The sequence below is a fragment of the Erwinia sp. PPS120 genome (assembly GCF_047918655.1).
Taxonomy (GTDB): Bacteria; Pseudomonadota; Gammaproteobacteria; order Enterobacterales; family Enterobacteriaceae; genus Erwinia; species Erwinia tasmaniensis_A.
Genome location: NZ_JBLREF010000029.1, coordinates 23,008 through 34,959, shown reverse-complemented (window position 1 = coordinate 34,959; position 11,952 = coordinate 23,008). Strand labels below are relative to the sequence as shown.

Annotated in this window: 10 protein-coding genes; all 10 read right to left on the bottom strand. The window is 62.6% G+C overall.

All coding sequences use genetic code 11. The annotated features are described in order from the left end of the window. Positions 1-20: 20 nt before the first annotated feature. Positions 21-1,814 (bottom strand): thiamine pyrophosphate-requiring protein, encoded by a 1,794-nt coding sequence (locus tag ACLRGG_RS14915; RefSeq protein WP_416250509.1) that lies wholly within the window; start codon positions 1,812-1,814, stop codon positions 21-23. 95 nt (positions 1,815-1,909) lie between these two features. After that, the gene (locus ACLRGG_RS14910; protein ID WP_416250508.1) at positions 1,910-2,416 is read right to left on the bottom strand and encodes an Lrp/AsnC family transcriptional regulator; all 507 of its coding nucleotides are present in this window, start codon (positions 2,414-2,416) and stop codon (positions 1,910-1,912) included. 138 nt (positions 2,417-2,554) lie between these two features. Beyond that, entirely contained in the window at positions 2,555-3,871 is a 1,317-nt protein-coding gene (gene gabT / locus ACLRGG_RS14905; RefSeq protein WP_416250507.1) for a 4-aminobutyrate--2-oxoglutarate transaminase, read from the bottom strand. A gap of 118 nt (positions 3,872-3,989) precedes the next feature. After that, complete coding sequence (locus ACLRGG_RS14900) at positions 3,990-5,117, bottom strand: M20 aminoacylase family protein (protein WP_416250532.1); 1,128 nt, start codon at positions 5,115-5,117, stop codon at positions 3,990-3,992. Between the two features lie 131 nt (positions 5,118-5,248). Further along, on the bottom strand, positions 5,249-6,175 hold the full coding sequence (locus tag ACLRGG_RS14895; protein WP_416250506.1) for a 2-hydroxyacid dehydrogenase: 927 nt from the start codon (positions 6,173-6,175) through the stop codon (positions 5,249-5,251). Further along, complete coding sequence (locus ACLRGG_RS14890) at positions 6,175-7,020, bottom strand: GNAT family N-acetyltransferase (protein ID WP_416250505.1); 846 nt, start codon at positions 7,018-7,020, stop codon at positions 6,175-6,177. Before ACLRGG_RS14890 ends, ACLRGG_RS14895 begins: the two co-directional genes overlap by 1 nt. An 8-nt stretch (positions 7,021-7,028) precedes the next feature. Beyond that, complete coding sequence (locus ACLRGG_RS14885) at positions 7,029-8,360, bottom strand: NAD(P)/FAD-dependent oxidoreductase (protein WP_416250504.1); 1,332 nt, start codon at positions 8,358-8,360, stop codon at positions 7,029-7,031. 109 nt (positions 8,361-8,469) lie between these two features. Then, complete coding sequence (locus tag ACLRGG_RS14880; protein WP_416250503.1) at positions 8,470-10,134, bottom strand: ABC transporter ATP-binding protein; 1,665 nt, start codon at positions 10,132-10,134, stop codon at positions 8,470-8,472. Continuing rightward, a complete protein-coding gene (locus ACLRGG_RS14875; RefSeq protein WP_416250502.1) occupies positions 10,131-10,982 on the bottom strand; it encodes an ABC transporter permease in 852 nt (283 codons plus the stop codon). Before ACLRGG_RS14875 ends, ACLRGG_RS14880 begins: the two co-directional genes overlap by 4 nt. A 2-nt stretch (positions 10,983-10,984) precedes the next feature. Next, the gene (locus tag ACLRGG_RS14870) at positions 10,985-11,938 is read right to left on the bottom strand and encodes an ABC transporter permease (protein WP_416250501.1); all 954 of its coding nucleotides are present in this window, start codon (positions 11,936-11,938) and stop codon (positions 10,985-10,987) included. Positions 11,939-11,952: the final 14 nt, after the last annotated feature.

Below are 11,952 nucleotides of genomic sequence, written 5' to 3'. Positions count from 1 at the left end.
GATTGTGCATAAATGTTACATCACGACTTACCCGGCATCACCTGATTGAGCAGCTGGCTGGCGGTATCTGCCAGCACCCTGCCCGCGCCGCGATCGCCTTTTACCATCGACGCCATAAAGGCTTTTGCCTGTTTCAGAGTGATATGCGGCGGCAGCGGTGCCACCTCCGGGTCGGTTTTAACTTCCAGCACCACCGGGCGGTCTGCGGCCAGCGCCTCCGCCCAGGCCGCGCTGAGCTGCGTCGGATCGTCCACGAAAATCCCCTTAAGCCCCAGGGATTCAGCAAACTGGGCGTAATGCACGTCGGGCAGCTGCTGCGATGCGGCGAAACGCGGATTGCCCTCCATCACCCGCTGCTCCCAGGTCACCTGGTTGAGATCCTGATTGTTGAATACGCAGACCACCAGCTGCGGCGTGGCCCACTGCTGCCAGTATTTCTGAATGGTGATCAGCTCGGCCATATTGTTCATCTGCATCGCCCCGTCGCCCACCAGCGCAATCACCGGCTTTTCAGGCTCAGCAAACTTGGCCGCAATGGCGTAGGGGACCGCCGCCCCCATGCAGGCCAGGCCGCCGGAGAGGCTGGCGCGCTGGCCCTGCTTTACGCGATAGTCACGGGCAAACCAGTTCGCGCAGGAGCCGGAGTCAGAGGTCACGATGGCGTTGTCCGGCAGCAGCGGTGACATCTCCCATACCACTCGCTGTGGATTCACCGGGCTGGCGGACGCCATTGCCCGCTCCTCCATCACCTTCCACCATGCCTGTACCTGTACGGCGATATCCTCCTGCCAGCTGCGATCCTGCTTTTGCTCAAGCAGCGGCAGCAGCGCGCGCAGCGTTTCAGCCGCGTCACCGTGCAGATTGACCTCCGTTGGATAGCGCAGCCCGAGCATCGCCGGATCGATATCAATCTGTACGCCGCGCGCCTGTCCCTCTTCGGGCAGGAATTCAGTCCAGGGGAAGCCGGAACCGATCATCAGCAGCGTATCGCAGGATTTCATCATCTCCGCCGAGGGTTGCGTACCGAGCAGCCCCACCGAGCCAGTGACAAAGGGGGCATCGTCGGGCAACACGTCCTTGCCCAGCAGCGCCTTCGCCACGCCCGCACCGAGCAGGTTCGCCGCCTGCACCACCTCGACCGCCGCCCCGCGTGCGCCTGCGCCAATCAGTATCGCCACGCGTTTCCCGGCGTTCAGCACCTCTGCGGCGCGCCGGAGGTCGTCCGGGTAGGGAATGACGCGCGGGCGCTGATAGCCCACCGCCGAGTGGGTAAAACCGTGGGCATGGGCAGGTTCTTCCCAGGGTTCATCCTGCACGTCCTTGGGGATAATCAGTACCGCGACGCCATTTTGCGCTTTCGCCAGGCGCACGCCGCGATCGACCAGATGACGCAGCTGTGAGGGCGTGGCGGTCTCCTGCACAAAACTGGCCACGTCGGAAAATACCCGATCGAGGTTCAGTTCCTGCTGATAGCTGGAGCCCCTTGCGGTGGTTTCAGCCTGTCCGGCGATGGCCAGCACCGGCGCATGATCCATTTTCGCATCGTACAAACCGGTCAGCAGATGCGTGGCGCCTGGTCCGCCGGTTGAGAGGCAAACGCCCATTTCGCCGGTAAATTTGGCGTGACCGACCGCCATAAAAGCTGCCATCTCCTCATGACGCACCTGGATAAACTCTATCCCCTCACCGCGTTTTTCTGCCCTTTGCAGCGCGCCCAGCACGCCGTTGATGCCGTCGCCAGGATAGCCATAAATACGCGTTACGCCCCAGGCTTTGAGGCGCTCAACGAAGAAGTCACTGGTTTTTTTGCTCATTATTAGCCTCGTGTTTTTTTTTCGCACAGGCTGTTAATGATAGTAGAGTCACCCCGACGCGCTGCGATATCCGCTCCGGCGCGCAAAGGTTAGGGTCAGTATTCGACCTGGGTATGGCGGGAAATAAGCGAGCGCAGCGGCACGCTGCTTTTGATAATCGGGGATTTGATCACAATGTAGCTGAAGTACTTATCAATACCGACTTTGGCATCCAGCAGCCCTTCAATCACTTCCTGGTAGTGCTCAATACTGCGGGTAATAAAGCGCAGCAGATAGTCATAGCCGCCGGTGATCAGATGGCACTCCATCAGTTCATCCACCTCACTCAGCGTCGCTTCGAAACGCATAAAGTCTTCACGACGATGCCCGGCCAGCGTGACCTCGGTGAATACGGTGACCGAGTCGGTAATTTTGGTCAGATTAATATGCGCCTCATAGCCGGTAATAAAACCGGCCATCTCCAGGCGCTTAACGCGCTGCAGGCAGGGGCTGGGAGAAAGGCCGACGGCATCGGCAAGATTGACGTTGCTGATGCGGCCATCTTTCTGTAGCTGCACCAGAATATTGATGTCAATGCGGTCGAGTTTCATTAAACCGTTCATAGCACCCTCAATGTGGCAACATTGTTAACCGATACGATGGTATAGCATGCTTTCCGCCAGCCGCGCCAGCGTTTTACCGCGCGGCGAGGGCCGCGCTCCCTGCCGCTAATTCCTTATAAATCAATTAACAGGGAGCGTTCAGCCCAGCCTGCCGGTGGCGCGGGCCAGCGCAATATCAACGATATGCAGCGCCTCTTCCAGCTGCGAATCACTGGTGACCAGCGGCGCGAGAAAGCGGATGGTATTGCGCTGCACGCCACATTTGATCAGCAGCAGCCCCTCTTCGCAGGCGCAGTCAAGGATCCTCTGCGTCAGGGCTGCATCAGGCTGGCCGCTTTCAACATCAATAATTTCCATCGCCCGCATAAAGCCGATGCCGCGCACGTCGCCAATGCAGGCATACTTTTCTGCCAGCTGATGCAGCCGGGCGTTAAGCTGTTCGCCCAGCTGGCTGGCCCGCGCCAGCAGGTCGCCCTGCTCCAGCAGATCCATTACCGCCAGCGAGGCCGCGCAGGCCAGCGCATTACCGCCATAGGTGCCGCCCAGTCCGCCGGGCAGCGGCGCGTCCATGATTTCGGCCCTGCCCACAACGCCGGAGATTGGCAGACCGCCGCCGAGGCTTTTTGCCACGGTGATCAGGTCAGGCAGGATGCCGGTATGCTGGAAGCCGAACATCTTGCCGGTGCGGCCAAAACCGGTTTGCACCTCGTCGCAAATCAGCAGTATGCCGTGACGGTGGGTGATCTCCCGCAGCGCCTGCATAAACGCCGGAGAAGCGGGCAGGAAACCGCCATCGCCCTGTACCGGCTCGATAATGATCGCCGCCACGCGATCCGGGCTGATTTGTACCGCAAACAGCGTATCCAGCGCCGCCAGGCAGGCCTGCTCACTGATGTGATGGAAAGGATTAGGGAAAGGTACGCGGTAGATATCGCCAGGAAAAGGCCCGAAATTTTGCTTATAGGGCTGGCTCATGCCGGTCAGGGTACAGCCCAGCAGCGTCCGGCCGTGAAACGCGCCGTCGAAGGCAATAATCCCGGGGCGGTTACTCCACGCACGGGCGATCTTCACCGCGTTCTCAACCGCTTCTGCGCCGCTGGTAAACAGCACGCTCCTGAACGCCTCGCCGTTACCAACGGCCTGATTGAGTCGCGTCGCCAGTGCGATATAGCCCGGATAGGCCGCCACCTGAAAGCAGGCGTGAGAGATTTGTTGCAGCTGATCGCTAACCGCCTGCACCACCGCCGGATGGTTATGTCCAACGTTTAACACGCCGATCCCGGCAACAAAATCCAGATAGCGGTTCCCCTCGACGTCCCACACTTCCGATCCTCTGCCCTTTGCTATCACCACCGGATGCGCCGTAACTACCCCGCGCGGAACCTGCTCCTGCCGTTTATCCAGCAGCAGGGCGTTATCAGAAATTGTCTGCTGCTCAGCCAGTAAATTGTGCATCTCTCTTCCTCATCGCATGTCGTTATGGGGTTAAGTATCGCAATAACTTTTTTTGTGCCGCTGCCGTACTGCGCGCGGCAGCAGCATTACCTGTTGAAATGGGGCGTGAAACAGCGCATTACGTTTTCAGGGCCAGCCTGTCCCTGACCACTTCGCAAAACCAGCGGATACCCAGCGGGATTAGCGCATCGTTAAAGTCATAGGCGGGATGGTGCAGCGGACGGCTCTCTGCCGACCCCAGCCAGAGGTAGGCGCCGGGTACCGCCTGCAGCATAAAGGAGAAATCCTCTGAGGTCAGCGCAGGTTTATCTGCCACTGACGCGCGCAGCCCGGTACGCTCAGCGGCGCGCAGGGCCACCTGCGCTTCGGGCGCCGTATTCAGGGTCGCCGGATAGTAACGCTGATAGGTTACCTCCGCCTTCAGCCCCTGCGCAGCGGTGACGTGGGTCGCCATCTCGCGCAGGCGGCGTTCGATAATGTCCTGCACCTGGGGATTAAAGGTGCGCACCGTACCGGTGATGCGGGCCTCGGCGGGGATCATATTGTGCGAGAAGCCGCCCTGAATGCGGGTGACCGTCAGCAGCGCCGGTTCGCAGGGGTCCACCGCACGCGCGACGAGGGTGTTTAACTGCACCACCAGCTCGCTGGTCGCCAGCAGGGTATCCGGGCTGAGGTGGGGCTGGGCGGCATGACCGCCGCCCCCGGTAACGCGGATATCAAAGCGGTCAGCGGCGGCCATTATCGCGCCGGGGCGGGTTTGCGCCGCCCCCAGCGGCAGTTCGGGCCAGTTATGTACCGCATAGACGGCATCGCAGGGGAAACGGCTGAACAGCCCGTCATCGATCATCGCCTTTGCCCCCGCCAGCCCCTCTTCGGCGGGCTGAAAGATAAAAATCACCGTCCCGTCGAAATCCGCCTCGCGGGCCAGTCGATCGGCCGCGCCCAGCAGCATCACCGTATGCCCATCGTGGCCGCAGGCGTGGCAGCGGCCCGGATGCTGGCTTTTCCACGGCTGCCCGCCGGCGTCTTCCATCGGCAGGGCATCCATATCGGCGCGCAGGCCAATAACCCCGGTACCCCTGCCGCGCCGCAGCACGCCGACCACCCCGGTTTTGCCGATGCCGCGATAAACGTCAATCCCGCGCGCGCTCAGAAATGCGGCCACTATCCCGGCGGTACGGTGCTCGGCAAACCCCAGCTCCGGGTGCGCATGCAGATCGCGGCGCAGGGCGACCAGCGCTGCGATCTCAGCGTCAGCTGCCCCGTTCAGCTCTCTGCTGCCTGCCTCAACCGTACCGTTCAGCCCTGCGTTATTTATTCCAGCCGCATCGCTCTTATGCATTTCACGCTCCACCCGTTGCTCCTCGCCTCTGCATTTTAGTACCCCCGCGCCCGATCGACCCGCCCGACCATCGGCTCACCGCGCTGGTGGCGGCGAATATTGTCCAGCAGCGCCCGCACCGCGCTTTCTGCCCGCGTCTGACTGGCGATATGCGGCGTCAGCCAGATGGCGGGATGCTGCCAGAATGGATGCTCCGGCGACAGCGGCTCCGGGTCGGTGACATCAAGCACCGCTGCGCTCAGCTGCTGGCGCTCCAGTGCGGTCAGCAGATCGGCGTGGTTAAGCTGCCTGCCGCGCCCCGCCTGCACCAGCGCGGCGCCTGGCGGCAGCTGGCTGAACAGCCCGGCGTTAAGAATGCCTTCGGTCCGTGCCGTGAGCGGCAGCAGGCAGACCAGGATATCGCTGCGGGCGAGAAAATCGCCCAGCTGCGCCTCACCCGCATAGCTGCGTACATCGTCAACGTTTTTTTCCGTCCGGCTCCAGACTGCGCAGTCATAGCCCAGCGCCACCAGCGGCCCGAGCACCGCCTGGCCGAGCGTCCCGGCGCCCATCACCCCCACCCGACAGGCCGCTGCCCCGGTAACCGGATGCGTCTGCCATCGCTGCTCCCGCTGCTGCGCCAGATAGCGGGGCATCCCGCGATGCAGCCCCAGCACGGCGAAGGTAACGTACTCCACCATGCCCTGCGTCAGGCCCGGCTCAATCATCCGCACCACCGGCAGTTCAGGCGGCAGTAAGGCATAGTCGAACTGGTCGGCACCGGCCCCCACCGAGAACAGCGCTTTCAGGTGAGGAAACTGCTGCATCAGGTTGTCCGGCGGCTGCCAGGCGATTAAATAGTCCACCGCCTGCGCATCCCCAATGTCAGGCCAGACCCGAAAGGTCGCCTCCGGTGCCAGTCTCGCCACCAGTTCCGCCCACTGGCGTCCCCGTTCGGGCTCAGATTTATAGACGATATTCATCAGGCCATTGCCTGGGACATCAGTCCGAATGCCTGCATCTCCTGCGGCTGCCAGGGTACGCCGCGGATCATGGTGACAGGCCGATCGACTTCGATCAGGCCCAGCGAGGTGAGCCACTCTCCCAGCCCGCTGGCCGCATCGGTGTCAATCCGCACAAATTCACCGCTTAACTCAGCCAGCAGCGCACTTATCAGCAGCTTCGCGCGGGTGAGATCCTGACAGATAATGGGACCCACGGCATAGCCGTGTCCGAAGCGGCGCAGGCAGGCAAAGCCGGTCGCAGTACCCTGCTCTTCCAGCACCTCTATGCGCAGGGCGGCATCGTCCAGCAGCAGCCGAATCAGCCTGTCACGCTGCTGCCCGTGGGCGCGCGCATCCAGCCGGATTAGCGCCGGGGCGTCATCGGGGCAGGCGGGCCGACGTCGCTGCCCCCCGCCCGGCAACAGCGGGGTCACCCGTTCCAGCGCGCGGCACTGATGCTGAGCGACGGCACCGACGCCCGCGAAGCCAAGCTTCTGGTACAACACCCTGCCCGCCCCGGTGGCGTGCAGCCGGACCTGATACCCTTCCAGCTTTGCCAGCGCCGCCTGCATCAGCGCCTTACCAATGCCTTTGCCCTGCGCCTCATCGGCGACAATTACCAGCCCAACCGTGGCGGCGTCGCTGCCCCAACGCCAGAAAAGCGTGGTGCCAAGCAGCACTCCATCCTGTTCCGCGACCACGCCCTCTCCCAGCCGAAGCGCCTGCCGCCAGTCTTCACGACGGTGCGGCCAGCTCAGCCGCTGGGTCAGGCCAAAGGCGGCGTCCAGATGGCTCTCATTCATTGCGTTAATCTGCATTGTCATCCTGCTCCCTACATCATGCCCGGCGCGTTAAGGCCGGATCCGTCAATCAGCCGTGAATAGCAAAACGGCGTGGGGTCCACCACCGGGGTGGCATCGGTCGCCAAATCGGCGGCCAGGCGACCCGCACCGGGGCCAATACCAAAACCGTGCGCGCTGAAACCCGCAGAGATAATCAGCCCCGGTAGCGTCGGTACCGTTGAAATCACCGGCACCGCATCGGGGGTATTGTCGATCATCCCGCCCCAGGCCTGTTCGACGCGGATCTCGCCCAGCGCCGGGTACTCTTTGCGCATCGCGGCAATGCCTTCCGCCACCATCGCCCTGTCGGCGGCCGGGTCGAGAATGCGCACTTTCTCAAACGGCGAGACCCGGTCAAACTGCCAGCGCGCCAGCGACTCCGGGCCGCTAATAAAAGGCCCCAGCCCCAGCTGCAGGCTGAGGTTTTTGCGGCGGGATTTAAAGGTCGGCCAGAACTGACGCGCATAGCGCAGCCCCTGCGCACCCGGTGACAGGCGACCGCGACCGGAGACGGAGACGGTGTAGCTGCCGTCGAGCTGGGGGCGGCAGGCAAAGGTGGGTGTATAAAGCGGCACGCGGATCGCCTGCTCAACCGGCGTGGTGCGAAACGCCGTGCCGATGACGTTGCCGAGCGGCAGGTCAATGCCGTGCCGTCGGCAGAACATCGAGGTCCAGGCTCCGCCCGCGCAGATCACCCTGGGCGTTTTTATCAGGCCGCGTTCGGTGATCACTCCGCTGACCTTACCGGCAGAGATATCCAGCCCGCGCACCGCGCACTGCTGAAAAACACCTGCACCCAGCCGCTGCGCCGCAATCGCCAGACCGGCCGAGGCCAGCGACGGCTCTGCATGTCCATCCGTGGGGGACGAGACGCCGCCCAGCCAGCGGCTGGTGCTGCCAGGAGTCATCGCCTTCGCCTGCGCGGCGGTAAGGATGTCGCTGCGCACGCCGTAGGCTTTCGCCATCTGGCCCCAGCGATCCCAGGCGTTAATGTCCTCCTGGCTGCTGGTGGCATAGACCAGTCCGCTGCGGCGAAAGCCCAGCTCCTCGCCGGTCTCCTCACCCAGTTCCTGCCAGCGCTGGAGCGCGTAGATAATCAGCGGCAGCTCGCGCTCGTCGCGGTTCTGCTGGCGGCACCAGCCCCAGTTGCGACTGGACTGCTCACCGCCGACCAGGCCCTTCTCTATCAGCACTACGCTGACACCCTGCTTTGCCAGCTCGTAAGCGGCGGCCGTGCCGGCAATACCGGCGCCAATCACCACCACATCCGCCGACTCGGGGAAAAATCGGCTGTCCTGTACGTATCGAATCGGTGCGGGCATCTTCTCTTAACCTCGTCTTCGCATCATAGTGTTAACTCATCATCAGTTGCGGCATTTTGCCCGCCGTCAATGCGTAATATCGCAGGCATCATGCTCATCCCGTCCGCCGTTAAAGCGCAATATCGCTGGCATCGTGCTCGTCAAGCCAGCCCTGTCGCAGCTCCGGCACCGCCCGCTTCAGTCGCTCGTAATAGAGATCGGTGGAAGGCTTATCGTAGTCGGCCCGCGCCACCTGCGTCACCATCCGGCCACTTTTCACCACGATGATTTCGTCACAGACCGACCGCACCGCATGCAGATCGTGACTGATAAACAGCACCGACAGCCCCAGCTCGCGGCGCAGCTCGGTGATCAGATCGAGGATCGCCGCGGCCACGACCGTGTCCAGCGCCGAGGTCACCTCATCGCAGAGGATCAGGTCGGGTTCCGCCGCCAGCGCGCGGGCCAGATTCACCCGCTGTTTCTGGCCGCCGGAGAGCGCCCAGGGGCGGCGCCACAGTACGCTCCGCGGCAGCCGGACCAGATCGAGCAGGCTAAAAAGGCGCTGCTGGCGCGCGGCACCGCGCAGCCCGTGGAACAGCTTCAGCGGTCGGCTGAGAATTTTTTCAACGCTGTGCGCCGGGTTTAGCGCGGTATCGGCCATCTGGAAGACGTACTGAATGCGCCGCAGCTCATTCTCCGGGCGCTGCCGTAGCGCGCTGGCAATATAGTGGCCGTTAAACAGCAGATGCCCCTTTGACGGGGGATTTATCCCGGCAATGGCGTGCGCCAGCGTGGTTTTGCCCGAGCCGGATTCGCCAATAATGCCGATCGCCTGCCCGCGATAGAGACGAAAATTGATGTCGTGCAGAATCGGTATTTTCGGCTCACCCTGCGCATTAAGCGGGCCATAGCCCGCCGACAGGTCGCGCACCTCCAGCAGCGGCTGAATGGCGGCCTGTTCCGGTCGCCACGGGCTGGGCCGGGGCTTCTGTCTCGCCGCTTCCAGCAGCTGCTGGCTGTATTGCGCCCCGGGCGCGCGGAGCAGATCTTCAGTGGTGGCATATTCAGCCACCCTGCCTTTCAGCAGCACCAGGATGCGATCGGCCATCTGAGCCACTACCGCCAGATCGTGACTGACGTAGATGGCGGTCATGCCGCGCTGGCGCACCACGCGCCGGAATGCCTTAAGCACTTCAACCTGTGTGGTCACGTCCAGCGCGGTAGTGGGTTCGTCAAGGATAACCACCTCGGGGTCGCCGATCAGCGCCATCGCGGTCATCAGCCGCTGTAGCTGCCCGCCGGAGACCTGGTGCGGATAGCGGCTGCCGATGGTGTCAGGATGAGGCAGCGCCAGTTCGCGGAACAGCGCGATGGCTTTCTCCTCGGCTTTGGCACGGCTCATCACCCCATGGATCACTACCGGCTCCACCACCTGATCCATAATTTTCATCGCCGGATTAAACGACGCCGCCGCGCTTTGGGCGATATAGGCCACTTTATTACCGCGAAACTGACAGAGCTGTTTTGCCGTCAGCGCGGTGACGTCGGTTCCCGCCACGTGGATATCGCCCTCCGCGATGCGACAGCCGTGGCGGGCATAGCCCATCAGCGCCAGCGCGATAGTGGTTTTGCCCGATCCTGACTCGCCGATCAGCGCCAGCACCTCGCCCTTCTGCACGGAAAAGCGGATATCGGAAACCAGCGAAATCTCCTGCCCCTCATCCGACCGGGCAGTGACGCAGAGATGGTTTACCGCGACGACAGGTCGTGCCGTGTGTGCCGTTACCGTCATGCTACCCCCTTCGCCTGGCTCAGCGGACGCATTGCCTGAAGGCTGTCGATAAACAGATTGGCACCGATGGTCAGGCTGGCAATAGCCAGCGCGGGCATCAGTACCGCCGGAGACCCGTCAAACAGCCCCTGTAAATTCTCACGCACCAGCGTCCCCCAGTCCGCATAAGGCGGCTGCACCCCCAGGCCAAGGAAGCTCAGGCCGCTGAGCAGCAGAACGATATAGACAAAGCGCAGGCCGAAGTCGGTCAGCATCGGGTGGACCATGTTGGGCAGGATATCGTGAAGCGCAATATAAATGCGGCTCTCACCGCGCAGCCGCGACGCCTCAACGTAATCCATTGAGCGCAGGTTGGCCGCCATCGCCCAGGCTATACGGTAGGCACCGGGCCAGTAGGTAAAGACGGCGGTAACAATCAGCATCGGCAGTGAGGAGCCGAAGACCGCCACGATCATCAGCGCGAGGATTTTACCGGGCAGCACCAGCATGGCGTCGTTGATCCTGCCGAGGATCTCTTCAAACCAGCGTCCCGCCACGGCGGCCAGCAGCGCCAGCAGCGTACCGATCAGGCTGGCCAGCAGCGCGGCGCTGAGCGCCAGGCCAATTGAGTAACGCGCGCCAAAGAGGATGCGGCTCAGCATATCGCGCCCGAGATAATCGGTGCCGAACCAGAAATCCCGGCTGAATCCACCGAGCATCGGGCCTGCGCCAATGTCCTCCAGATTATGCGGGGCCAGCGCGGATCCAAACAGAGCGAGAAATATCCAGACGAGGGTCACCAGCAGGCCCGCGCGCCCGCTGCCGCTGAGCGACATAAAGAAACGCCAGGGAAGTGTGAGAAGCGACATTATCAGCCCCTCCCTTTAGGATTAAAAGCAATGGTGAGAATATCCGCCAGCAACAGCAGCAGCAGATAACAGACGGCAAACAGCATGACGCAGAGCTGCACCACCGGCAGATCGCGATTGCTCACCGCATCCACCAGCTGGCTGGCTACGCCGGGATAGCTAAAGATGCTTTCGATAATAATGACCCCGCCAAACAGGTAAGAGAGACTGAGAGAGATGGCATTAGCAATCGGCCCGACCGCATTCGGCAGCGCATGGCGCAGTATCGCGCGCAGCGGCGACACGCCTTTTAGCAGCGTCATCTCCAGATAAGGGCTGTCCATCTGGTTAATCAGCGCCGAGCGGGTCATGCGCGCCATCTGTGCCACCAACACGCAGCAGAGCGTCAGCACCGGCAGGGCATAATTCCGCAGGTAGCTGAGAAGGTCAGCCGGGGGCGTGCCGGGCGACATCGCGGGCACCCAGTGCAGCCTGACGGCAAAGATAATCACCGCCACGGTCGCCACCAGAAACTCCGGCACCGCCACCACCGCCAGGGTCGCCATCATCAGCCCGCGATCGAAGCGCGAGCCGCGCTTCATTGCCGCCGTCAGCCCAATCAGCAGCGCCAGCGGCACCGACACCAGCGTGGTCAGCCCGGCCAGCTCAAAGGTGGCGGGCAGGCGCTGGGCCACCAGCTGCGAGACCGGCAGATGACTGGCAAACGAGGTGCCGAAATCGCCGTGCAGCATACCGGTCAGCCAGTGCAGATAGCGCATCAGCAGGGGCTGATCCAGTCCGAGCTGCTGCCGAAGGGCTGCGACCGTTTCCGGGGTGGCACTCTGGCCCAGTACCATCTGCGCCGCGTCACCCGGCAGCAGGCTGGTGATAAAAAACACCACCGCCGAAACAATCAGCAGGGTAAGCACACCCGCCCCACAGCGGCGGGCAATCAGGAGGAGCATAGAGCGGTTCATCGCCGTTCTCCTTA